At 37.6% G+C, this 23,896-nt stretch carries 18 protein-coding genes; 7 read left to right on the top strand and 11 right to left on the bottom strand.

The genetic code is table 11. From position 1 onward, the window contains the following. Positions 1 to 483 precede the first annotated feature (483 nt). Positions 484 to 3,372, top strand: a complete 2,889-nt coding sequence (locus tag DFQ12_RS20920) for a lantibiotic dehydratase (RefSeq protein WP_120260980.1) — start codon at positions 484 to 486, stop codon at positions 3,370 to 3,372. Here the strand turns inward: DFQ12_RS20920 and DFQ12_RS20915 are convergent. Beyond that, positions 3,280 to 3,984: a LytR/AlgR family response regulator transcription factor gene (locus tag DFQ12_RS20915; RefSeq protein WP_120260979.1), complete on the bottom strand. Its 705-nt coding sequence runs from the start codon at positions 3,982 to 3,984 to the stop codon at positions 3,280 to 3,282. The two genes, DFQ12_RS20920 and DFQ12_RS20915, sit on opposite strands and share 93 nt — an antisense overlap. After that, complete coding sequence (locus DFQ12_RS20910) at positions 3,981 to 5,045, bottom strand: histidine kinase (RefSeq protein WP_120260978.1); 1,065 nt, start codon at positions 5,043 to 5,045, stop codon at positions 3,981 to 3,983. The genes DFQ12_RS20915 and DFQ12_RS20910 overlap by 4 nt, the downstream gene beginning before the upstream one ends. 571 nt (positions 5,046 to 5,616) lie before the next feature. Between DFQ12_RS20910 and DFQ12_RS20905 the strand changes: the two genes are divergently transcribed. Then, positions 5,617 to 5,922 (top strand): hypothetical protein, encoded by a 306-nt coding sequence (locus tag DFQ12_RS20905; RefSeq protein WP_147420454.1) that lies wholly within the window; start codon positions 5,617 to 5,619, stop codon positions 5,920 to 5,922. A gap of 108 nt (positions 5,923 to 6,030) precedes the next feature. Beyond that, positions 6,031 to 6,330, top strand: a complete 300-nt coding sequence (locus DFQ12_RS20900; protein WP_147420453.1) for a hypothetical protein — start codon at positions 6,031 to 6,033, stop codon at positions 6,328 to 6,330. A 3-nt stretch (positions 6,331 to 6,333) separates the two neighbouring features. Here the strand turns inward: DFQ12_RS20900 and DFQ12_RS20895 are convergent, their stop codons facing one another. The 6 genes from DFQ12_RS20895 to DFQ12_RS20870 form a co-directional block, all read right to left on the bottom strand. After that, a complete protein-coding gene (locus DFQ12_RS20895) occupies positions 6,334 to 7,800 on the bottom strand; it encodes a TlpA family protein disulfide reductase (RefSeq protein ID WP_120260975.1) in 1,467 nt (488 codons plus the stop codon). A gap of 7 nt (positions 7,801 to 7,807) precedes the next feature. After that, positions 7,808 to 9,199 (bottom strand): RagB/SusD family nutrient uptake outer membrane protein, encoded by a 1,392-nt coding sequence (locus tag DFQ12_RS20890; RefSeq protein WP_120260974.1) that lies wholly within the window; start codon positions 9,197 to 9,199, stop codon positions 7,808 to 7,810. A 10-nt stretch (positions 9,200 to 9,209) separates the two neighbouring features. Next, a complete protein-coding gene (locus DFQ12_RS20885; protein ID WP_244211808.1) occupies positions 9,210 to 12,818 on the bottom strand; it encodes a SusC/RagA family TonB-linked outer membrane protein in 3,609 nt (1,202 codons plus the stop codon). Between the two features lie 135 nt (positions 12,819 to 12,953). Beyond that, entirely contained in the window at positions 12,954 to 14,120 is a 1,167-nt protein-coding gene (locus DFQ12_RS20880) for a FecR family protein (RefSeq protein WP_120260973.1), read from the bottom strand. A 105-nt stretch (positions 14,121 to 14,225) separates the two neighbouring features. Beyond that, positions 14,226 to 14,834, bottom strand: coding sequence for an RNA polymerase sigma factor (locus DFQ12_RS20875; protein ID WP_120260972.1), 609 nt, complete (start codon positions 14,832 to 14,834; stop codon positions 14,226 to 14,228). A 100-nt stretch (positions 14,835 to 14,934) separates the two neighbouring features. Continuing rightward, positions 14,935 to 15,282 (bottom strand): hypothetical protein, encoded by a 348-nt coding sequence (locus DFQ12_RS20870; RefSeq protein WP_120260971.1) that lies wholly within the window; start codon positions 15,280 to 15,282, stop codon positions 14,935 to 14,937. A 115-nt stretch (positions 15,283 to 15,397) separates the two neighbouring features. Between DFQ12_RS20870 and DFQ12_RS20865 the strand changes: the two genes are divergently transcribed. Then, complete coding sequence (locus DFQ12_RS20865; RefSeq protein ID WP_120260970.1) at positions 15,398 to 16,333, top strand: LytTR family DNA-binding domain-containing protein; 936 nt, start codon at positions 15,398 to 15,400, stop codon at positions 16,331 to 16,333. 154 nt (positions 16,334 to 16,487) lie between these two features. On the opposite strand, the gene DFQ12_RS20860 is transcribed toward DFQ12_RS20865, so the two are convergent. The 3 genes from DFQ12_RS20860 to DFQ12_RS20850 all read right to left on the bottom strand — a co-directional run bounded on the left by DFQ12_RS20860 (position 16,488) and on the right by DFQ12_RS20850 (position 22,105). Continuing rightward, the gene (locus DFQ12_RS20860) at positions 16,488 to 17,318 is read right to left on the bottom strand and encodes a hypothetical protein (RefSeq protein ID WP_120260969.1); all 831 of its coding nucleotides are present in this window, start codon (positions 17,316 to 17,318) and stop codon (positions 16,488 to 16,490) included. Then, positions 17,312 to 21,154 carry an ATP-binding protein gene (locus DFQ12_RS20855; RefSeq protein WP_120260968.1) on the bottom strand — a complete coding sequence of 1,281 codons (3,843 nt, stop codon included), beginning with the start codon at positions 21,152 to 21,154 and terminating at the stop codon, positions 17,312 to 17,314. Before DFQ12_RS20855 ends, DFQ12_RS20860 begins: the two co-directional genes overlap by 7 nt. A gap of 108 nt (positions 21,155 to 21,262) precedes the next feature. After that, positions 21,263 to 22,105: a M43 family zinc metalloprotease gene (locus DFQ12_RS20850; RefSeq protein ID WP_120260967.1), complete on the bottom strand. Its 843-nt coding sequence runs from the start codon at positions 22,103 to 22,105 to the stop codon at positions 21,263 to 21,265. A 470-nt stretch (positions 22,106 to 22,575) separates the two neighbouring features. Here DFQ12_RS20850 and DFQ12_RS28305 point away from each other — a divergent pair, with 470 nt between their 5' ends. Genes DFQ12_RS28305 through DFQ12_RS20835 form a run of 3 tightly spaced genes read left to right on the top strand, consistent with a single transcriptional unit; the run spans position 22,576 to position 23,868 of the window. Then, positions 22,576 to 22,947: a hypothetical protein gene (locus DFQ12_RS28305; protein ID WP_208642592.1), complete on the top strand. Its 372-nt coding sequence runs from the start codon at positions 22,576 to 22,578 to the stop codon at positions 22,945 to 22,947. Positions 22,948 to 22,974: 27 nt separating this feature from the next. Next, positions 22,975 to 23,358: a single-stranded DNA-binding protein gene (locus tag DFQ12_RS20840; RefSeq protein WP_120260966.1), complete on the top strand. Its 384-nt coding sequence runs from the start codon at positions 22,975 to 22,977 to the stop codon at positions 23,356 to 23,358. 24 nt (positions 23,359 to 23,382) lie between these two features. Beyond that, positions 23,383 to 23,868 carry a J domain-containing protein gene (locus tag DFQ12_RS20835; protein WP_120260965.1) on the top strand — a complete coding sequence of 162 codons (486 nt, stop codon included), beginning with the start codon at positions 23,383 to 23,385 and terminating at the stop codon, positions 23,866 to 23,868. The last annotated feature ends 28 nt before the right edge of the window (positions 23,869 to 23,896 follow it).

Below are 23,896 nucleotides of genomic sequence, written 5' to 3'. Positions count from 1 at the left end.
TGGGGCAAGCCTAAAAGTTGTTTTCTTTCATTCATAATTTTTACGAGGTTTAAATGCGTTTTATTTTCTTTTCCAAAGCTAGGTACTGCAATACGGAATAAAGGCCGCTTAAGGCAGCGGAAAATGCCAATACGGTAAATATGCAAATGAGCCAGGATATCCCTTAAATAAAGTTGCATTTATTACGACAAACCCGCCTCAGCTTCTTAAAATCTCATTTTTAATATTTGCGGATTCATGGCCTGATTCAAGGCATTCATTATGGAATTCAAGCCTTTCAAAAGAAAACCTTCCCAAATAGTTGCTAGACAATGATCAGAATAAGAAATTAGCCGGTTGTTTTAATGAATCAGCCGAAAGCTGCTAATTGCAGGTTACTTAGAAAAATCGACCAGTTACCCATAATTGAATACCAGTTACCCAATAAAATTTCATTTTCGAAATCATTCTTTTATGTTAGCTCATTATCTTTTGACTTGAAATATGAATTTGAAAATCTATCCGCATGCAGTGATCAGGATACCGGGCATTTCTTATCACAATGATCTTGAAACATCCTGGAAGGAGCTAAAAGCTATGATCAAAGATTCTTCTCCGGAGTTTTATGCTCTTATTGAAAATCTTGATCTTTCAGAAATAAAAAACACCGATAAGCGCATACAACAAACAATATGGAAGTATTTCAACCGGGCCAGATATAGGGCTACGCCTTTTGGCGAATTTGCCACTACCGGTTGTGTTCAATTAGCGGAACAAACAGAAGCAAAGCCAATACGTTATTCAGGGCGCATTGTCCATGAGTTTGTGGACTGGGGCGAATTAGGAACTGTGGATCATTCCGCTTTGCAAAAAGAATCATTTTTTCAGAGTAATTCCAGTTACTATGTAGTTGCAGATGAGATTCGCTATTTGCGCCGAGATGGAGAAGGGTTTGAAATAGCAGCTATAGCGCTTGATCCTTTAATACATGATGTACTGACCTTTACAGAAAACCTTAAAAGTTATGCAGAGCTAAGTATCTTTTTAAAGAGTAGAATATCAGACCCTATAGAATTGCAAGGCTTTCTTCATGATCTGCTCGAACTTCAGCTCTTACTTTCTTCCCTGAATGCAAACATAATAGGTGATGACTATTTTCAGCGATTGGCTGTGTCTGCATCCAGTAACCAGGTTAGGTATAAAATTGCAGAAAGTACCCTGGATCATGACCATTGTGATATTAATTTATTTAAACACCTTCCCCAGGCGGCAATATTACTTAGTAGACTATCTCCTGTCGGCCAACCTGCGGATTTAAAAACTTTCGCAGAACGTTTCTTCGCAAAATTTGAACAAGCCAATATCCCCTTAATGGTTGCACTTGATCCGGAAATTGGGGTCGGTTATGCATTTTCAGAGAAACCTTCCGGATTGGAAGACGACCAAATTGAAAACTTAACAAAGCAGCCAAAGAACAAAAATGCCAGTGCTGACCTGCGGCATCAGGGGTTCATGGAATTTTTAAAAGAAATTTCCATGAAGAATATAGTTAACCTGGAAGATCTGCCTGTAAATTCAAGATCGGAAAATACTATACCTAATACCCTGGGGGCTATATGCAATATTATAGATGGCAATATTTGGCTGGATTATTTAGGTGGGGCTACAGCGAACTCTTTACTTGGAAGGTTTACAACAGCGGTCGGTAGTGTGGAACGAATATGTGATCAATTGTTTGATATTGAAAAAAACGCAAACCCAGATGTCCTGTTTTTTGATATCGGGTATATGGCTGAAATGAAAGTCGATAATATCAACAGGAGAAAACAAATTTACGATGCACAGGTCAACATCTTAAACTATGACCCGAAAAATATCTCGATACCGATTTCCGATATTTTTATCTGTGTAAAGAATGGCAAGGTTATCCTTTTTTCCAAAAGGCTAAATAAACGATTGGTACCGCGCATGGCCTCCGCTTATAACTTTAAGCGATCAACGCTCCCACTGTTCAGGATGTTATGTGATATGATGTTCGAGGAAGTACAAGCAGATTTAATGTTCAGACCTGAAGCATTACTTTTGGAACAAAATTTTTATCCCCGCGTATCATTTAAAAACATAGTGATATCACCAGCAACATGGCGCATAACCTCGAAATCATTGCAAGGAAATCCTTTAGGCAAACTCAAAGAAATAATAAGAAATTCAAAAATACCCAGGTTTGTAAAAACCGGATTAGCGGATCAAACTTTACTCTTCGATACCAATAGCCTAAAAGACCTACAGATACTGTCAGATATTATTGGCAAGCAGGATCAGATTTTTTTAAAGGAAAGCCCCCTTCCCCACAAACACATAGTAGAAGATCAACAGGGTAATCCATATCTTGCACAGTTTATCATTTGCCTGCACCACGATAAGCCTTTATTAGCACCGTTTTCTCCTTTAATTAATAATGGTGAAATCTACAAACAATGGCTTGCACCATGTAAAGAGTGGCTTTACTATGAAATATACATGAGCCATTTTAGGGCAGATGAAATTCTACAAAGAAAAATCGCGCCTTTCCTGGCGACTGTAAGCGCTGATATCGCATCATGGTTCTTTATCCGATATTCCGATGGTGGGGATCACATCCGCCTACGGTTAAAAATGATTGACGCTAGGGATTCCGTTAATTTAAATGAAAAATTGCTAGAGGTACTTGATCCGGAATTTGAAGCCGGTATAATATCGGATTTAAAAATCTGTTCCTATAAAAAGGAAATACACAGGTATGGAATAGAGAATATGGAATCGGTGGAACGACATTTTTATGTTGACAGTGAATTTGCGTTTCAAACACTACCATTAAACCTATCTCATAATGCTAAATACACTTACTGCCTACAAATGCTTCTTCAGCTCTACGAAAACCAGATTATGGGCCGGGATGATTTTGAAGCCATGATAGAAAAAATAGTTAGCGCTCTTAGCCGGGAGCATAATATTTATCCCGAAAAATTCAAGATATTGAACAGCATTTATAAACAGGTAGATTATAGCAATGAAATCCTTATTGGTGATGAGATTAACAACACTTACGATTTGTTAGTTACCTCTTTTTTCAAAACGATTGCTAACTGCAGAAAAGCAAGCAGGAAAATTCTCCTAGCCGATCTCATGCATATGCATATTAACCGGATGTTCCATTCCAATCAACGTACTCATGAATTAGTTGTATTCTACCTTTTGCAAAAGGAATTAAAAAAGCGGAAATTTCAGCACAGAAACGAATCCGCAGGGAACATAAAGGAATTAATAACTATTGAAACGCAAAGAAACTTCTTTCTTGTAGGCCCTGCTGATATCGAGGGTAATGCCAGTTTTCATCCTAATTGTATTGCCTAGAACTATTGTAACGTAGCTCCAATTAACAGCATAAGAATGATGTATTCTTACGAAAGTCTTTGCTGGAAGAATTTCGAGTAATTTTTTCATGGTAATATTTACGACATGTGTAGTGTTATCATTTAAATGGAGCTCCATATAATTGTCAGAGGCTTGAATATATACGATAGTCTCGAAAAGAACTTTTTTATGCTTCTTACCATTAAGTTTTATCATAAAGTCCGTTTCATTGGATCTGAAGCTGCTTTGCTGTACTTTAAATAAATTATTTACTTTTTCAACAGCAGTCAAAAACTTTGAGTAGCTGACCGGCTTAAGTAAATAAGCTTTTGCTTCACTTTCAAATGCTTCAACTGCATATTTCCTATGTCCGGAGATAAAAATCACATAGGCTTTGCCCTTTATCTGACGCTCAAATTCAAGCCCATCAATTCCCGGCATATCAACATCAAGAAAGAGCAAATCAATTTGAACTTTGCCAGTTAAAATATCCGATAAGGCCCGCACCGGATCTGTATTTGATCCAACGACTTCATAACCGGGAGTATTGACTATATGCCTGGTAATCTGCTCGATACTAAATTGCTTATCATCGACGATAAAACATTTCATAAGGCTATTTTTAAATCCAAACTATAATGGCTTTCTGATTCCTCTATTTTCAGCTCGAACTGCTCCTTATAGAAATAACTTAATATGCTTCTTACGTTGTTCATGCCCAATTGCCTGCCCTTAAGCATTGACTTCCGTTTCGCATTCTCACTGTGAAAGCAAAACAGGCTGTTATCTACAGTTACCCCTATCCTTGCAGGCATATTTGGATCATCAACGACGCCATGAGTAAAAATGTTATCAATAAATGTTGTCAAAATATTGGGCGGAATTAGTGCTGCATTTTCACCTTCAATTTGCTCAATATTGAGAACTATAGAAACTGGCCTATTCGCTAATGAATCATGTATGGCTATCAATGTTTTGATACCTTCTATTTCCTCGCTTACGGGCACTTTGTTTATATTGATTACATCGGTTGTTGAATGCTTCATCAGATCTGAAAGGCGCTCCACAGCTAAAGCCGCGTCTGGAGAAGTCATTTCTATTTTATTGTAAATAAAGGCCAGCACGTTCGTGATCAGATGTGGTTCTAATTGTATCTGCAGCAATGATATTTCGATACGGCGCTTTTCCGCTATTGCCTCCAGCTTATCGACCTCCAGTTGCTTCTTATCCAGGGCAGCTTTTTTATCACGTTTAAAAAGCCAGTAAACTATACTCATACCAACGATATAAATACCACGCCATGCAGCCCTGGCATACATCTGATCCACATGATTAGCATGAGCAGCTTCTTCAAACACAATCGGAAAAAAAGCTTTTAGTAATGCTATCCTGCTCAAGCAATAGGTTACAATTAACAATAAAAGAAATAATGCAAACCGTATCTCTTTACCTTTCTGCTCCAGTAATGGCAAAATGAAAAGTAAATTGATATAAAAGGTTGCTATTTCAAGGGGGTAATACCACGTTATTTTCCATAAGCCGTTTGACAGATCAAGAAAAACGATCAGACTGGATTCAAACGTTATAAAAATGAAGATCGCAATCAGATGAGCGAGAAAAACTCTGAGACGCTTAGCTGATCCCGTTCGTTTCAAATTGTCATATTTTACCATCTACCCACGATTTTATACAAGTTACCCATTAAACTCGACCAGTTACCCAATTTATTTGGAATGGCTTTAAGGCCCAATTATCTTTACATTACAAAGGCAATAAAGCCCCTGTATAGCAATACCATTATGAAACAAGAATTAAAACAATTAAAAAACATCCGGTCAAAGTCACTTTTTGTTTTTAAGCAAAACAATGGACTATCTAACAGGAATAAGTCGGAATCAACAACTTATCTTACAACAACACATCCAACTACAACAACAGGTTGCTGATAACCATTTAATCCTGATCAATTATTTGTCTAGGCCATTAGGGAAAGGGTGGATCTTTTAGAAACACCCTCCTTAACTAATCCAAAGTTAAGAGTTTGTATAATAGCCAAATCTTAAATATGACCTCTTGATCCTGATAAAAAACTCAAATCTTACAGATAATAACCTGAATTACCTGATTAAATAATCAACCTCATCTCTTCAATGCCTGAAAAAGTTGCCTCTTCGAGGTGACAGGGGTACACCATTTTTCATTTTTTTCAACCCTTTTTATTAATAAGTCAAAAAACAAATGATTATGAACCTCAAGAAAATAGTACCCGTACTTATTGCTTTCTTTGCTTTTGCTTTTAATGCACAAGCAGAAACCAAAACTCCTTCGAAAACTGAAGGAAAAACTCAGGCGTATTCTAACGTCTATTATGTTACTTCTTTTGATGGTACAAACTATCATCTTTCGCTTAACCAACCCCCGGGCGGTTGTTCTGTAGGCAGTGATCCTTGTGAAATCACTACCAAAGATCCACAGGGTGATTTGCAAATCACTCCTGCGGAGCTAAGCAATCCGAGTATTGCAACAATAGAAGAAACCCAGGACCTTTAAAACCGACAGTTTTAAATTAAATCGTTGTTTTTCGTTTGCTTTCTATGCAGCATAAACATGACCTCAACACTTATCATTTTTATTGTCAAACCAAAAAAACATAATCCTATGAAAAAATTAATCTTAAGTCTGTTTCTTCTGGCCCTGACCACTGCAGCAATCGCAAAAACTGAAGCCCCTTTAAAAACTGAAGGAAAAACTCAGGCGTACCCGAATGTTTACTGGGTTGTATCCTTTGATGGATCAAACTATCAGCTATCTCCGACCCAACCACCTGGAGAGCCCTGCCAGGGAGGTAGTGAACCTTGTAAGATCACTACCAAAGATGTACAAGGAGATATGCAAATAACTCCTACAGAGGTAAATAATACAAGCTTAGCAACCATAGAACTGACACAGGACTTTTAGATATTAAGGTTCGAGTAGTAATCTGTTGATTTCAGTTTTTAAAGTTGCTACAGAATATAGCGAGGTTGTATTGAATAGTTCAATATGGCCTCGCTTGTTTATAAGAATTGCACAGGGCATTCCCGGAATATTAAAATCCTGAATGAATGGATGCCGGACGCCAAGTTTACCTACATGTAAATTAATTGCACCTTCAGCAGAAGTATACACACCTGAACCAATACCCTTATTCCATGTCTCCTTTCTTTTATCAACCCCTATAGAAATTACCTTGAAGTTTTGATTATCCTTAAAGTCTTCTTCTATCTTGGAAACTGTGTGCTCATAAAAATAACCGCAACCTCCGCATCCGGTAAACCAGAGATCAATTAGCACGACTTTTCCTTTATACGAACTTAAGTTAACAGCTTTTCCTTCTGTATCTTCAAAAATGTAATCACCTAGAGCGAAAGGTTCATACTTATAACTTAATTCCTTTAAAGCATCCAAATACTTTTTTGTGGTTACAATTTTTAGAGCTTGTTTAAATTGAATTGCAGTTGAGTCGTCGCCAAAATTTTCAAAAAAGAACATAACTAACAATTTTTCTCGTAGGTCCTGGTCGGTTTCTTTCATAATTTTATTAAAAACCTTACTTGGCCGTCTAGTTCCAAAATGCACTATAGTTTGCGAGAAAAGTGTACTTAAATAGCTTGATGGAAAGTTAATGGAATGCTTATAATATTGTTTATCTGAATCTGAAACCTCAATATTGTAAAAAACTGAATCAAAATCATGGATAAGTTTCTTGCGTTTGTACGTTCCTTTTGTCGAATTATTAATAATACTAATAGCCTTCCCTACATTCCTCTCGTAAAAATTATCTGCTTTCAATATATAAAAACTTTTGTGTGACATAAAAGGCGCATAGCTATCTAAGATATCTAAAACTTTATTTATCGCTTCCGGCTCACCTTTATGGAAGGTTGAATCTTTATAATTAATGTAAGGAAGATCCTTTACCATCAAACCAAGAACCTCTTTCCTTGCTTTATATTTTTCGCTACCTTTTCCGTTAAAGGTAAATTCTGCCCATTCTGGTCTTTCCAAATAGGGGAAGGAGATCTCTACAGATACATCATCGCCGATCTCCCATAAATAATCCGTAAGTATTCCTTTTAAATCATATGCTTTCCTTATTTTTTCGGGAAGTAATTTTGCTATAGATAAATAACCGGAACTATCCTCTACAGGTATTTGAAAAAAGAATCGTTGACCTGATGAACGATCCGCTTTTATATTGCGATGATGAAGATTATCCAGACCAGGGTAAAGTACATTTTGCATGACTACCATTATCGTATCACTGACGGGGCCCTTATAATCAATCGTCAAATTAATATAACCCATAGGGTTTTGCAATTGCGTTTGCCCATGAAGTCCGCTAGTAAAAAAAAGAGCAAGGCAAAGTGTTATTATTAGATTTTTCATCGTTTACTTATCTGGGGTTTTGAACTAAACCGCTCAACTGTATCTCATTGTTCGGTATCGGTAACACAAATTTTGGATCATTAGGCAATAGATCATATCGCATATCTCCCAATCTCCTTGAAATAGTGATGGATGTTGTATTATCCTGGTTTAACCTACGCAAATCTTCCCATCTGATATTTGACGTAAAGGGTAATTCTTTTCGACGTTCCAACAATATTGTTTTCAGAATATCTTCGCTGGATGTGACGGGTGTAAACGATTCACCGGAAATTCTGTTTTTCAGAAGAAGATTTAAATCAGCTAATGCGCCAGGGATATTTCCTAACCTGCTTCTGCATTCAGCGCGGATCAATAAAATTTCATTGACTGCTATACCTGAAAACAGACTTCCTGTACCTGAATAGGTACCACAGAACCTTTTGTATCCAGTTGCCTGATCTGTAATATAAAAGAAGCTTTTTCGCAAATCGCCCTGTGCATAAGTATCCATGAGCAAGGTATCTACAAAGGCCGGAGCTGCAGGGCCAGGTACAGCAAGACTATAACCATACCCGTTACCATAGAAAATTATTTCGGGGTTATCCCTTCCTGATGGAGGAAAGCGATAAGTAGTATTGAGGTCTGCCAGCCTGCTATTAAAATCCATTAAGCCACTTTTAATCTTCAATACCTGATCGGCATATGAAGCCGCTTTCTCAAATTCTCCCGTTAACAGGTGAATTTTGCTGAGCAATGCATTCGCGGCAACTTTGGAGGCCCTGTTAATAGATACGATTTGCTCAGGTAATAAACCTGCTGCTTTTTCGGCATCACTAATAATCCTTAAATAGGTTTCAGAAACCGTTGCCCGATCGAATAGCATATTCACATCCGAAGTTGTCCGCAGTGGTATTCCAAGGTCATTGGAGGCAGATGCCTTTACAAACGGCTTACAGAAAATTTGCGCCAGGTTATAAAACGCCATTGCTCTTAAAAAATAGGCTTGCCCTAATACAAAATTATATTCCGAAGTATTTTTGTTGTCCATTTTACTGAGGCCATCAATAACGATATTAGCATATTCGACGATCTTATAACCGTTCTCCCAGTCAACTGACCTATCCGTATCCCAAACGACTTTATCCCATGTATATAAATTTCTTTGTACTTGTGAAAGCGTATTAAATGCATTTTGCGTCAGGAAGTAATTATCAGTTCCCAATAATCCGACGATAGAATTATGTTCGATTATAGTATTGTAATCGTCAAGTATGGCCTGAAAATCTGCTAAGGTTTCAGGCACAACTAGTGATTTTTGATTTTTGGCCTCTAGCCATTTATCCTGTTTAGTACAGCCTGAGATTCCAATTAGGATCAGGGACAGGCTACAGTAAATGATGTATTTATTCAGTTTCATAACAATCAAATTAGAATTCTGCAGTTATTCCAAAGCTATAGCTTGCGGGATCTCTTAAATCTACAATGGTAGCTCCACCCGAACCAGGGGCATCAGGGTCTATCCCCAACTTGTTTTTTCTCCAGATTATACCGAGATTTTGGGCATAAGCATAAACTTCGAACTTTCTAAATCCTATCTTATTTATCAGTGTCTTTGGCAGGCTATATCCTAAACGGATATCCTGTAACCTGATGTGATCACCTCTTTCCACTAATGCACCGGAGTATCGGTAAAATGAATTTCTTCGGGAATTTGAGGGATAGACCAATGATGGAACGGAGGTGATCTTTTCGTCTCCCGGATTCTGCCAGCGTGCATTATAATCGACATGCTGGTACATGCCCAAAATGTCGGTATAATTTAAACTCGTGCTCGTCCTTCGGAAATAATAATCAAGTTTATAAACGATATTAATGGAGAGATTGAATCCTTTATAGCCGAAATCATTTCTAAAACCTCCAAAAACCTTTGGCCTGCTGCTTCCATGAAAGTTTACACTATCAGGGGAGATATTGGTCATTATTGCATTGTAGTTTTTGCTTGGACCTCCGTTCAACCATCCGATAGGGTCGCCATTTTCAGGATCTAATCCTAGCCATTTATAACTGAAGATGCCATACAAAGGATACCCCACTAAGGGTGTTGGTGCACCATTAGCCTGCAGATAAAATGAGGTCGGTTTAGGATCATAGGCAATTAGTTTATCGCTGATTGTACTAAGCAGCAAATTACTATTCCAACTGAATGCCCCTTTGATATTGCTAGAGTTCAGGATCAGGTCAAGTCCATTAGTCCTGGTTTTTGCAGCATTACTGATATAATTAATAAAACCGGTCTGTGAGGCTAAAGGTGTATTTTGAAGCAGGTCGCTGCCTTCTTTCTTAAAATATTCGATCGTTCCATTGATCCTATTGTCTAAAGCTGAAAAATCTAGTCCCAAATTTATATTGCGTACTTTTTCCCACCTTAGATCAGGGTTTGGAGGGCTAGATATCCTGATGGAATTATAACCAGTTACTGCATCGTTGAAATAGTACCCATTTAAATAAGCAGAGGTGTTTCTTAAGTTACCATTGTAGCCATAAGTGGCTCGAAGTTTTAAGTAAGAGATTATAGGATTTAAACCATAGAATTGTTCTTTACTAATCGTCCATCCCAGACCTGCTGACCATAGCGGTGTAATCTTTTTGTTGGTATTGACACCAAAGATATTTGATCCATCCTTTCTTGCGCTCAATGTCGCCTGATACCTGTCATCATAAATATAGCTAGCGTTTGCAAAATAAGATATATACCTTTCAAGATTTCCGTCCATCGAATTATTGGGAGCCGGAATCGTAGATGAACCAGTCGGTAAGGTTGGATAGTATTGTTGATAATTGAAATTTCCTACAGAGGTGCCGAACTGTTCATCATAGCCATATAAAGTCTGATTCCAGGTATCTGATTTCAATTCTCTGATTTCAAACCCGGCCAGACCAGAAATAAAATGCTTGCCAATCTTATTCTGATAGTTCATTTGTGCCCTGAAATTATTATTTAACCAATCAGCGGAGTTTTTATTAAATACTGCCCCGTCCGGAAAAATATTGACCAATCTACCAGTGGCCTGATCTACCCGTGTAAATCTATTGACCAGATTTCTGACATAGTAAGAATCCTTAGCCTGTATGTTTTCCGTATTTAACCGTTGCCGCTCATTTGAGTATTGAAGGTCCAGATCGAAACCATTTCCAAATTTGTATTTTACTCCCAGCCGGAGTAGAATGTCATTTATGTTTGTATTGTTATTGGCATTTTTAATCTCTTCAACTGGTCGGTAGTACCAATCCTTGTAGCCCAAAACCTTAAGTTTTTCTATGTATTGAGAAGTATAACCTTTTAGAATAGGAGTAGGAGTACCATCTTCGCCGATTAAGCGGGAATATGGTAACATTTCCACATACCATCCACCAACACCATAAGAAGCATTACCCAAAGTGTTACTGATATTATTTAAGGAAGTATTGCTGTTAGTATAGTTAATACCAAAGGATATCTCAAGGTTTTTTATTGGTGTGTATGTGTTGTAAGAATTTATGGTTGTCCTGTTAAAACCATTTCTTTTAACTACTTCATTATTTTTGTCAAACCCTGCAGATAGAGAATAGGCCAAATTATTGGTACCTCCTCTTAGCCCTATTGAATGCTGTTGACGCACTCCAGGTTGATAAACATATCTGTTAAAGTCTTTACGAACATCCTGTTCTCGGTAGTAGTTTATCAGTTGTTCGGCCTCAGCACTGCTTATCAACCCCCTCTTTTCTTTGTCCAGGATTTCAACGACAGGTGAAACCGGCGTAAACGTTGTTGTATTTACGAGGTCTTGGTTAAAAATCCCTTTTGTGAATAAGAATTTCTCAACATCAATAAAGTCATTGGAAGACAGATAATTTTTTACATTATAGAGATCAGGTTTGCCTGTTATGGTCAGGTTACTGTTTATAGTAAAACTCATCTTGCTTCCAAGTTTCCCTTTTTTTGTTGTAATAACAATTACACCATTTCCAGCCCTGGCCCCCCATATACTTGCTGCCGCTGCATCCTTTAAAATAGTTATAGATTCAATATCGTTCGGGTTGATATTTTTGATCTCACCAGCATATGGAAAATTATCAAGTACGACCAGGGGGTCCTTTGCACTCAGAAGGGAACTCTCTCCTCTGATACTAATACCTAACCGATCGCCGGGTGAAGCTTCCGGTATATCCATTCTATCCATACCGTTAAAGTAAAGACCACTCGTTATTCCATCTAACCGGTCTATGATATTTGTTGATACCCGCCTATTGAGTAGAGCACTATCAATAACCACAAAAGATCCCGTGGCTCTTTCTTTAGGAATACTTTGGTAGCCCGTGTTAATATTGACAACAGCCTCAGATAACATGCCTTCAAATGCATTCATGGTAATGACCATGCCATTTACAGGTTCTTTTATTTCCTGTCCCCGGTACCCCAATAAGCTGAGGGTGATGATATCATTTTCTGATACGTCGGGTAGGGAAAAACCGCCGGACATATCCGAGCTGGTTACCTGACTGGTGTTTTTGATCCGTACAGTTACATTGGCGAGCGGTTGGCCTAGACTGTCTATTACCTGCCCTCTTAAAGGTCTTAGCTCATTTTTTGTGGTCGTTTTTGGCCGATCTAATGGAACCACTGTAATTACTTTACCATTGATTTTATATCCAAATGGCTGGTCCTTGAAAATAACCGGTAGTACTTCCAGTATCTCTTTTTCCTTTACATCAATATTTACGGGCTTTGCCTTTGCTATTAACTGATCCTTGAACATAAAAGCATAACCACTTTGCTTACGGAGTGATTGCAGCACTTCCTTTAACGGCATGTTCGTTACATGAATACTGACTTTTTGTGCAGATGCGGCCAGGTAAAGGAAGGTAAATAGCAGGATAAGGAAAGTAAATCTGAACCAGCTCCCCAGGCCGTATTTCTCAGGCACCCCCAGGTTGCTTCTGAGCGTTATGCACTTATTTTTGTGCATAGTTCTTCTTTGATGAATGTTTAAATTCATACTTTTGCTTTTGTTAGGTTTTAAATTAAGTTTGCTTTGAACGGTACTCTTTTTTTAACCCTGGCACCAGCCGGAAGGTGCTAACTTCCGGCTATCTTTTTGCCAAGGCATAAACATATTTAAACACATCTCTTCTTATCTGTTTGTTATCCTCCTTCCTTCCAGTTTTAATTTTATACCTGTAACAGTCTCCAAAGATTGAAGCAATTCAGCAATGGATATATTCTTCGGTAGTTCCCCGGTAAAGGTTCCAGCTCCAGCCGGAAGCTTTACATCTACCTCTACATCATACCATCTTTCAATCTGGCGCATCACTGCTTCCAAACTCGCTTTATTAATTACAAAAAGTCCATCCTTCCAGGCCGTCAGCTCAAAGGTGTTAACTAGTCGCATTTTTAGCCCACCTGTAGATTGATAGGCTTGCTCCCCCGGTGTAAGCAAGACGGTCTTCTGTGATCTTATATCCGAAACTTTCAGGGAGCCTTCCACCAATGTGGCAGCTCCATAGGGTTCATTACTGTATGTATTTACATTAAATTGTGTTCCGAGTGCTGTAACTTCGAGTGAGCCAGACTTTACAGTAAACGGTAATTTTTTGTTTTTTACCACCTCAAAATAGCCTTCTCCGGTAAGTTCAAGTATCCTCGATGCCGAACCGAAATTAACGGAATAACGGAGCGAAGAACCTGCATTAAGCCAGGCTTTACTGCCATCAGGCAATGTAATTTTATACTGGCCGCCCTGGGGAACAAGAACCGTATTAAAAGCGTTTTCTTTTGCATTGGCTGCCTGATCCGCTAAAAGGTAGTTGATCGTTCCGTCCTTAACCTGCGCTATGGTTTTACCTCCAATATCTATAATTGCAGCACTGGAACTATCCGTTAGGGAAACACTCCTGCCATCGGATAAAACAAGTATTGCCTTATCAGAACCTGGTTTTATCTGCTGCTGAGTAATATTTATTGTTGGTTGAATGGATGTATTTCCAAGATTGAAAAAGTAAATTGTTGCAATACTTATAGCCAATAGAATTGCTGCTGCCGCTGCGAGATATTGCCAAATGGGTCTGCTTTTGATTGGTGGCTTAAGGCCGGCATCAAGCCGCTTTTTCACCTCCCTGCCTATTAGTTCAATATCCTGATCAATTCTCCCGCTCTCAGATTCAAGTACTCGCCGTATATGATACATTAAGTCCTCATCCATATCCCTAGTATCAAAACGATCAAGGAGCTGCTGCAGCTCTGCCTTACTGATCTGACCAGATAGGTATATTTCAAATAGTTTTTGAATATTGGCTTCCACGGTTTATATCTCCTTTAAAAGCCAATACGACCGGAATAAAATTATCAATAGCTGGGTTTGCTATTTTTTTTAAATTTTTTAAAAATTTTGTACAGAGATAATTATTTAAGAAAGGTTGCCCAATATTACTGTTGCTGTAATAAGAGCAGGTAGGCTTGGATGGGAGGAAAAATATTCCTTCAGAAATGCATTTGCTTTGGTAACGTGATCATTCACTGCCGCAGTAGAGATACCGAGCATTTCACTTATTTCCTTATAACTTTTTTCTTCAAGTTTGCAAAGCCTGTAAACTTTCTTACGTTGTGGGGGAAGTTGGTCGATAGCCTCATAAAGCATTTTTCTATTCTCCTGCTCATACAAGGTCTTTTCGATGTGTTCATAGGCTTCTGTGGTAAAAGCCATAAAATAGGCCCTCATTTTTTCATCACGTGCTGCCCTGCGAAAAGCATCATACACCAGGTTCTCACCAATGCGGAATAAATATGCTTTTATTGGTTTTTCCGGATCTACATTATCACGGTTATTCCACAAGCGCATAAAAATCTCCTGAAGCGCTTCTCCAACCAGATCCCTATTTTTTAGAAGCTTCATCAAATTGCCTGCAAGTTGCCGGTAGTATAGCCCATAGACCTCCTCAAAAGCTTCATAATTGCCTTCTTTAAGCCTCGTTAATAGCGCTTTTTCCTCCTCTAGTTCTTTGCCGCTGCTGGTCATTGTTTATTCACTGGTTGGACTAATGTCAACAAAATATACTCACGATGCAAGAAAAAAATGATACGTCCCGCAAGGAGTAGCCGTTATCCGCTATTTTTTTTCAGGGAATGTATTCCACTCGAATATCTATAGCCTTGACCGGCAGGTTCTCCCTTGCAGCGATCCTTTTGCTTTTCCATGATTGCGGCGGCCCTATGAACATAATATTGAAATCAAACCTGCCGATAAGGCCATCTGCAATCTGTTTTGCGAATTGTCCCCTGAAACTACCATCCTGTTGTACCAGCCAATCTAGCTGCCTATCATCTAAAATGAAATTCTGCTGGGACCAGCCTACAATATCATTTCTTAAATGCGTGACCTGCTCCAAAAGAAGCGCATCATCAAGGCCATACAATTCATGTTGTTTTAAAGCTATTCCAGTTGGTGTAAAAGTTACCTGTTCCATATCTACGTATATCGTTGAAAATTAGAAAGAAAACTATCTAATATAAGGAAAAATATTATTATATTTATAATATAAGTTCAAGTAACAACCAATATAAATTCCGTATTTGCAAGTAATGATAAACAGTAGCATAGACAATAACAAACCCGTATACAACGACATTTTTATAAGAATAATCTTTTCTCTATTCGCAGCCCATTTTATCATTGTTTATGGAGATTCGGCAGACATCAGCACCATAATCCGGCATTTCAATTATTACAATGCCCTGGTAGCGAGTTTTATTATTGCTTTTCTCGTGCTCTATTACCTATGGTTGATCACAAGATACCTTGATAAAAAGCTGGACTGGTTTCAAAAAACCAAAAGTCGAATTTTAGCACAACTGCTATTAGGGTTCTTCCCTCCTGCCCTGATTGCCGCCGGTCTTGCAGCTATTTACTTTCGCATGTATGGTTATACTATTAGTGAAACAGGATACTTTTCCGCTGATTTTCCCGTGATCCTATTGTTCATTTTTATGGCAAACCTGTATTATTTTATCTATTACATTGTCTTTCATTTTTGGCCCGCAAAACATCCCAAACAACATACGGAGCCTGCGCGTATAGTTGTAGTTAATGAGCCTGAAATAGCAGTTGCGGACGAACCGGTTTTAAGAGTTGTCGAGCCTACAGAAAAAGAATGGCGAGAAATTTATATTGTCAACACAGCAACCAAAAGCATACCGGTTAAGGCTACAGATATAGCCTATTTCTATCGTACCAACGGCTGTAATTTTCTTCGGACATTTGTTGGTGATGATTATCCGATATCGGAAGGGCTCAAAGACATTGAAGCACAATTCAGCTCGGAAATATTCTTCCGTATCAACAGGCAGGTGATCGTCAATATTGAAGCTTGTTCCTTTTTCAGTAATGGCGATAGAGAAGGCACCGTAGTGATTGATCTTTCCCCTCCTTTAATCGTAGATAAAGAGGCTAAAAACAAAGCGGTCGCTACGGTAAGTGAAGATCGTATTAAAAGTTTTAAAGCATGGTTGTCAAGGTGACCTAATAGACAATAAATACGAAATTAAACAAACAAAGCAATTCAGGCTACAGTTACTTGTAAAACGCAAAGAAACCGGCCACAATGCCAAGCTCCTTTTGCATAATTCTTTATTTTGCCCGTATTTATTTTACCACTATTGCTGAAAGAAGATATTATGCCGGCACATGGGTGGCAGTATTTATTGTTTGTGTAATGGCATTGAAAAAATCGGTGATTAAACTTCTAACATTATTAATCACTGCCAAAGAAAAAATATCGACCCTAGCGTCCAATGTATTTATTTGAATCGGTGCCATTGGGGAATCGAGCATATACTCCGAACCAAACGCCATTAGCTTAGCTCTATATCCGTGAATATAGGCATTTCTATACGCATTTATGGTTGGAAGGTACTTATCAAAAAATGTCTTATAACTACTTAAGCAAGTTGAGATCGGATCAATGGAACGATATTGTAACTTTAATAATATTTCTAACGTAGCGACATAATTCTGCATAATGATGCTAGGAGGTTGTTTGTTTTTGAGGTGAACCACTACCTTCCTTATCAGCGTTTCAGCCAAATAAACTAAGTTCTCTATTACTGACGCAATAAAGAGAATAAATTCTTGGAATTGTCCATTAATTAGTTCTTCATAAAGAGATTTATCATTAACATCAAAAAATTGCTTTGTTAATGCCGGTCCATCGCTAAAAATGCGCTGTCTACTTATTGGCAAATCACTCTGGTCTACCGTAAGTACATTGTGATGAATATCGTCAAAGTGCAAATAATAGTTCATCTCGCATTTCCTGAATTTTTGAGCTATTCCATCCAGCCGCTTCTGAATTTCTGGCAAATCTATCTTATAATTATCATGCATTTCAAAATTATAAGGATTCAAAGCATTAGAAGAAATCTTATTGCCAACTTCCGTTAGTAAATTATAGCTTTCGGTTCTGAAGTCTGATAATGTTATATTTTTTGATGATGCTTTTACCATATGTCGTTATCTGATTCTGATCTATTAATTTCGTTATTCACTGATTCAAGTGCCCAAATAATTAGTTCGCGTCCTTCATGATGTTCCGGGATTTTGTTTAACTCTGATTCCAAAAGCCTTTTTAAATCAAGATCCACTTGAAATGGCTGACCTGCAGGGCCGGATTTTACGCCATGGGAAGTAAGACAACGATAAAAATGAAAAGTAGCATCTTTAATAGCCTTATTTGACGAATCAAATTCATCATGTCTCAATATTAATTCATATCCTTTCAAAACCAAAGCAACATGTTTTTCATTTTTTGTATGGAATATTTCAAGACTCTCTGCAATTCTCTTAAGCCTATTTAAGTCATTGGCGTTTTTGGTCAAAACTAAAACGTAGTTTTCGTATAAGCTATCAGACACCGAATTTTCAGGTTGGAGGTATTCAAATATATCTTTAGCATAGTATAGTTGGCCTTCTGAAGCGTCTTGTTTAAGGTACCAATCCAATGCTTTAAAAAACATGGTCTCCCTCACATCATTCTGTCCATTAAATAGGCTTGAACGGTCTCCATTTGGAACAAATTCATATCCCATCAACGTCCGATTTTCCGATACGAACTTGTATTTAAAATTATACCTGGAAACTAAATATTCAAAAATCGTATCAGGACCATAATCTTTCAAAACCTTTGCTAGAACTCTTTCTAGCTGATGGCTTATATTAAAACGCACAGAGTGACCTGTGACAAGTTCTTTCACGAGTTCAGGAGTTGCAATCTTATTGTCACTTAACCATAAAAAAAACATTTCTGCAGACCGCTGGCTCGTTCTATCTAAGTACTCCGCTATAACAGTATATACTTCCGGATAGTCTGCAGTGATTAAAGTTTGTAACCCACTTGCCAATTGAAAATTATTCTCCGGATCTTTTTTATTATAAATTTTCAAAATCGTTTGGATATCTCTTTCGCTTAGTGAGGCTGTACCTGGAACCCTTCTTCCATAAATACTTAAGATAACATTATCCGCCGCAGCACTACTTAAGGATTCTAGTTTTTCAATTCTATTCCAATAGTTGTCCTCTTCTTTCTTTTCGAAATAAATTACGTTCAAAATTGTATCTGCATATTGCTGATAGATTTCGATCCCTTTACTCAATAGAAAATCATGTACACTCAGCCCATAATCTGAAGATTTACTAACTAACAAGCGTAGGAATTCATAAAAGTGAATTGGTGGGTAGAGCTGTGCTTCTAAAAATTCATAAATAGCTTTTGCAACCTCTTCCCCAGTAAAATTCTCAATTATTTCCGAAATCTTTATCTCAAATTCCGGGAGGAGTTCGCTATAATTTTTTAATCCATTTTCATAGTTATTAAACATCCGCCCTAAATCCTCTGCTAAATTTTTAGGTTCCATCATTTTATTAATCCTCTCAATCTGAGGAATAAATTGGGCAGGTATTTTCCATTGAATGTACCAATGTAATTTTTCAAAAATCTCTTTTTGATCGGCAATCCCGAATTTTTCTGAATTATCTTCTATAAAATTCAAAACTGCTTCATGCTCTTCGTCATGTCTAAACGGTGTTTTGTTACGTTCTGTAGCAAATAACATCCGCGGTATATCCAGTAGCAGTGCTAAAACAGTTTTTCGATAATCAGCAAATTCTTCATTTTGATAGATCCCAACTAAAGTATTAATCACTTGTAACCGTAACTCTTTTACCATCGGTGTTTCTGGCAGGTAATAGGTTGTAATTATCAAACTATGAGTCGATGAGTTGCTGTTTTCTGTACTTGTAAAATCAAGGTTGAGAAATCTCGTTACAACTTCAAGAAAGAAAGACAAGTTTCCCCCCTGCTTTTTATTTACTTCTTCCATGAATTTGTTCATAAAAAAAGTTTGCATTGATAGCTTATATTGATTAATTACATCCTGCTTTGAATAATTATAGATTGATGGAATATCTTTATCACCGGTAAGATTAAACAACTTATTAGAGGCCTTTAAAACGAAGCTATAATATTTTGGTATGGTATTCAGATCTCTGAGTATACTTACAATTGTCTCAAAAATCGAATTATGGCTTCTGAATGTAGCGTTTTTCATTTCTCGGTATTCGCGAGCTATGGGATGTATTTCATTCTTAATACACTCGAGGTAAATATCTACCACTTTCATTGCTATCTGAGGACGAACAAAAACTATTCTCCTAATTGTTGTGAAAATTCGATGGAAAAAGTTTATTTGACTGTTATAACTTAACTCTTTAACTTTTTCATCAGGATACAGCCTGGAAATATATTTATTAAGGATATCATCAAGAAGATTAATCCCTGTAGCATTAACTTCATCTACACTACTTAGATTAAAGATGATGTTATCGAGCAACATATCAAATTGTGTGATGTATTCAGTTGCGTCATCCTGATCCACATCCATAAGAAGGATGTCGCTATAATAATCCGGCTTTATACTATGTTCAAACCGACCGGAAACAAAGGAAAAATCCAAGAGTGTTTTTAAAGAATTCTTTATTTCAGGAATACCAATCTCATGAACTTCAGATAACTTAGAAATATGGTTACTATCATCATAATTGAAGGGCTCAATTAATGCAATATTCTGTAATAGCCTTTTTAGTTTTAGCTTACTTAATTTCGTTTCATCTGCTACTCTGGTATAAAAGTTATAGAAGTAATTAAGCACGTAATTTTTTAAAAACTCACCTTCTCTAATCTTCGAAATTGAAACACCTTCGCTTATTGCCTTTAAAACAGCCACGATTAAGATTGGTCTGCCATAGGACAACACCACCAAGTCATTTATATAGTAACGATAATCTGTATTTTTAAGATAGCTTTCAAAAATCGTTTTTGTGTCTTCTCTTGATAAGGTCTTAAGATTGAACTTCAAAATGTCTTCCTGCTCGTATTCTTTTATTAGTTCCAATGATTCGAAAGCTTGTAGCGTACGCACAGTTAAAATCAATTTGACACGCCCATTGAAAGAATCTGCAAGCCGCTTTAGATCGCTAATGGTTTCCGGGTGATGCTTATGTGCATCATCTATTAGAATAACGGTATTTTTTTTCGAAGAAATTGCTTTTCGTATCTTGTCAATCTGTATGGTTTTTACCGCTAATACCAATGCTACCCAATTCTCCGAATTACTTACATTTTTTTCAAAAAACTCAACAACAAGCCTTGTTTTTCCTATCCCTGCTTCTCCAGAAATAATGGTCAAAACATATTCCGAAGAGAGGAAGTCATTTAAATCTTCAAGGTCCTTTTCCCGTGCAATAAACACGTTATTTAAAGAGCGTGGTTCAAACTCTTCCGACTGCATTTCTTTTTTAAAGAAATCACGATAATGCTGCAATTGTGCAGTAAGAAAACCTTCATTAATCCAGAGTTCTAGTAAAGGATATTGAACATACAGCGCAAATAATTTAGCACCATCCCAAATCTTAAACTTCGCATTTTTTGATACTGCTGAACTTTCACTTTCATATAACTGATTTAACTCGACAAGTTCCTGTGGTAACAACTCAACATTGGTAAGTAGAACAAAATAATCCTCATCCTTCAAATTCTTAATTTCATTCTTAAGTTCAGATTTAAGGATACTATACGCTTGTTTTCGGGCAACTTGATGAAACTTATACTGAAAACGCCAACTCCCCTGTTCTGTTCCATATATACCAACATATTTCCCATCAATGCCTCCATCTTTACCAGGTGCAGAAAATGGTGTAAAATTATTGCCAAATTCAAAAGTTAATAATGAATTGCAGAATAACGTAAAATCTGTTGAATTAAAATTTGACCAATTAATACTATTCATCTATAGGATACGAAGTTTAATATGCTAAAGGCTTAAATATAGCGAATATGCAAATATAAATGAATCAATTAAAATAATTCCTGGTTAATAATGACTATTAATTACGTACTATAACTTAATCAATTCCTTCCTGAATTTTGCTATGTTTTCACGCATACGCTTAACCTGGCCCACTGTAAACATTCTTCTGCATCCAGAGTAATCCATAAAATTATTATAGTTGGACGGCTGGCCTGGCTTACAGGATTTATCTACAGCATTACCAAATGGTGCAGGACAATTATCACAATCGCCGTTCGGTTGCGTAGCTTCACTTTGTGGTGGTGTATCCTCTATACCGTCACCATCGCTACAGCTATACCGATCACCTTTTCCACCACCGCTGCCATGTAAGTGTAATAGACCGAACCAGTGCCCTGCCTCATGCGTAAGCAACCGGTAACCTTGTCCTACCCAATCAAATCCAAGATATACAGCATCCGTTTTTGGATTCGCCCAAGTGGTAGCGCTTGGAGCAAATCTTCCGCCAATATTTCCTATGTAAACATTTAAGTATTTTCCAGGATCAATCACTGGACTGCGTTTATATAGTTTGCTTTTGTTTCTGGAAGTTTTTACTCTTATTATTCCTTTCGTTCCGCCCGACTGTAACAGGGTATCGGCCAGATAAAACTCGACATTTGGATTTCCGATCCTGCTCTTGAACACCTCCAGTACTTCCGATGTGTCTTTATTGGCTAGCATGAAATCCCGTGTAAGGTCTTTCAACTCAGCTTGAATAATATCGTCAGTAAGGTTTTCAGATTTATTGGCACCTTCTGCACCCGAGTGGTGCCGATCCGAATAAATAATATGAAAAATAACCGGTACCCTAACAATTTGATCCTGGGTAAGCTGTTGTCCCCAGCATCGGGTAATGCCTATGAGGCAAATTAATAATAGACTTCTCATAATGGTGAATTTGGTAATACAAGTTTGCAATTTTCCATCGCATTTACAATATCTATTCCATCTTTTGGCCGTTCCCTACGGGCCGGGCTATCCGTTCCAAGTCCTCGCAGGCTGTGGGCTTTCCTCTGCTATCCCTAACGGTTATTACCATCCTGACCTCGAATTACCAGCTCAAAATTATACTACTAAAAATCCCTTACATTCTAATAACCCTTGCTCTCATTCCTTTTCGTGCTTCCCATTTTGGCTCCGAGCAAATCACCGGAGACTGATTCCGTTTTTCAAGTGCTAAGGTCGTTACAGCGGACTGTCCGGGGAAAAGGTCATGCAAGTTTTGAAAAATAAATCTCCAACCTCCCTGCGGTCGGATAGTATTTTTTTTCCAAAAACCTTGTCCCCGGGTCCGCCTTCTCAGCCCTGCACATGAAACGAAATCAGCATACTCCGGCTCATTATACGGATAAAAAAAAATGTCAGCACAAAAATCCATATCGACCAAGGCTTATCAAAAAGAAACGAAACAGCACCTCCTCTCAAAACCGGATAAAGCCTTTCAAAAAAACAAGGTTGAGCAAAAAAATCAACAACAAATCATAAAATCTATGGAGATCCCAAATCAAATTTCAGCAGTCGCAAACATTATCCTCAAAGACTGGAAGAAGCCCTATTTCGGGGCAGTTCCTTACCTGAATACTATGGTACAACTGGACAATATAAATCAGATGTATGATCAGGACAGCGCAAAAAGTATTGTGCGCTATTTCCTAGCCAATGCGCAAAGTTGGAAGGGCGAAACAGCAAGAGCCGTAAAAGCCAAATTAAACCAACTACTTAAAAATTAAACCCACCACTTTCTAAAACTAAAAGTTATGCAACACTTAACAGCAAGAGTAACACAGGACGCACGAGTAAAAACCTTTGAAAACGGTCGCAGTGTGGTCAATTTCAAAGTAGTTAAAAACCGCTATTACAAAAACAAAGAAGGTAAACGCATCGAACAAGCCGAATTTTTTCAATGCTCTTACTGGCGTACAGCAAAGATAGCCCCATACATCACAAAGGGTCAAGTAGTGGAACTGTTAGGCGAACCCTCCGCTGATTGCTATATCGGAATTGATGGCAAGCCTGTACCAGTGATGCGCCTAAAAGTAAATGAAATCATTTTCCACTCCGCACAGAAAAAAGCAGAAGAAAAAAGCACAGATAACACCAATAAGAACACGGCAGAAAGCAGCGATGATTTACCCTTTTAAAACACACCATAAATATAAAACGCTATGAAATATTTTAAAGATTGTACAACGCTTGAAGAAGTAAAAGCCCTGTATAAAAAACTCGCTAAAGAAAATCACCCCGATCTGGGCGGCGGTACGGAAGTCATGCAGCAAATAAATATTGAATTCGCTTTTGCTACCGCTCGAATAATTGCAGGTGCTAAAATGAGTGCAGAAGAAACAGAAAAGGAATTGCGCTTTTCCGAAGAATACCGGAAAGTCATTGAGCAAATTATCCACCTGCCCGGAATTATTATTGAATTGGTCGGCCTTTGGATATGGGTAACAGGTGATACAAAACCAGTATCAAAAGAATTAGGTAATGCTAAACTATTCTATGCACCAATAAAAAAAGCATGGTATTACCGAAGCGAGCATTTGAAAGCCAAGCGGGGCAGTAAGAAAACACTAGATCAAATTAAAGACAAATATGGTAGCGAAATAGTTAGGAACAAAGATCGCTATAAAGCTATCGCATCATTCAAATAATCAAATTTTTAAAGACCAAAATTCTAAA

It is taken from the genome of Sphingobacterium detergens (assembly GCF_003610355.1).
Taxonomy (GTDB): Bacteria; Bacteroidota; Bacteroidia; order Sphingobacteriales; family Sphingobacteriaceae; genus Sphingobacterium; species Sphingobacterium detergens.
The sequence above is the reverse complement of the archived record's forward strand: the minus strand, read 5'-3'. Positions and strand labels throughout refer to the sequence as shown.

What these genes read in the sequence shown, in the direction of transcription:
- DFQ12_RS20920 (WP_120260980.1), top strand. Translation starts at nt 484, where the DNA reads ATGAATTTGAAAATCTATCCGCATGCAGTGATCAGGATACCGGGCATT.
- DFQ12_RS20915 (WP_120260979.1), bottom strand. Translation starts at nt 3,984, where the DNA reads ATGAAATGTTTTATCGTCGATGATAAGCAATTTAGTATCGAGCAGATT.
- DFQ12_RS20910 (WP_120260978.1), bottom strand. Translation starts at nt 5,045, where the DNA reads ATGGTAAAATATGACAATTTGAAACGAACGGGATCAGCTAAGCGTCTC.
- DFQ12_RS20905 (WP_147420454.1), top strand. Translation starts at nt 5,617, where the DNA reads ATGAACCTCAAGAAAATAGTACCCGTACTTATTGCTTTCTTTGCTTTT.
- DFQ12_RS20900 (WP_147420453.1), top strand. Translation starts at nt 6,031, where the DNA reads ATGAAAAAATTAATCTTAAGTCTGTTTCTTCTGGCCCTGACCACTGCA.
- DFQ12_RS20895 (WP_120260975.1), bottom strand. Translation starts at nt 7,800, where the DNA reads ATGAAAAATCTAATAATAACACTTTGCCTTGCTCTTTTTTTTACTAGC.
- DFQ12_RS20890 (WP_120260974.1), bottom strand. Translation starts at nt 9,199, where the DNA reads ATGAAACTGAATAAATACATCATTTACTGTAGCCTGTCCCTGATCCTA.
- DFQ12_RS20885 (WP_244211808.1), bottom strand. Translation starts at nt 12,818, where the DNA reads ATGAATTTAAACATTCATCAAAGAAGAACTATGCACAAAAATAAGTGC.
- DFQ12_RS20875 (WP_120260972.1), bottom strand. Translation starts at nt 14,834, where the DNA reads ATGACCAGCAGCGGCAAAGAACTAGAGGAGGAAAAAGCGCTATTAACG.
- DFQ12_RS20870 (WP_120260971.1), bottom strand. Translation starts at nt 15,282, where the DNA reads ATGGAACAGGTAACTTTTACACCAACTGGAATAGCTTTAAAACAACAT.
- DFQ12_RS20865 (WP_120260970.1), top strand. Translation starts at nt 15,398, where the DNA reads ATGATAAACAGTAGCATAGACAATAACAAACCCGTATACAACGACATT.
- DFQ12_RS20860 (WP_120260969.1), bottom strand. Translation starts at nt 17,318, where the DNA reads ATGGTAAAAGCATCATCAAAAAATATAACATTATCAGACTTCAGAACC.
- DFQ12_RS20855 (WP_120260968.1), bottom strand. Translation starts at nt 21,154, where the DNA reads ATGAATAGTATTAATTGGTCAAATTTTAATTCAACAGATTTTACGTTA.
- DFQ12_RS20850 (WP_120260967.1), bottom strand. Translation starts at nt 22,105, where the DNA reads ATGAGAAGTCTATTATTAATTTGCCTCATAGGCATTACCCGATGCTGG.
- DFQ12_RS28305 (WP_208642592.1), top strand. Translation starts at nt 22,576, where the DNA reads ATGTCAGCACAAAAATCCATATCGACCAAGGCTTATCAAAAAGAAACG.
- DFQ12_RS20840 (WP_120260966.1), top strand. Translation starts at nt 22,975, where the DNA reads ATGCAACACTTAACAGCAAGAGTAACACAGGACGCACGAGTAAAAACC.
- DFQ12_RS20835 (WP_120260965.1), top strand. Translation starts at nt 23,383, where the DNA reads ATGAAATATTTTAAAGATTGTACAACGCTTGAAGAAGTAAAAGCCCTG.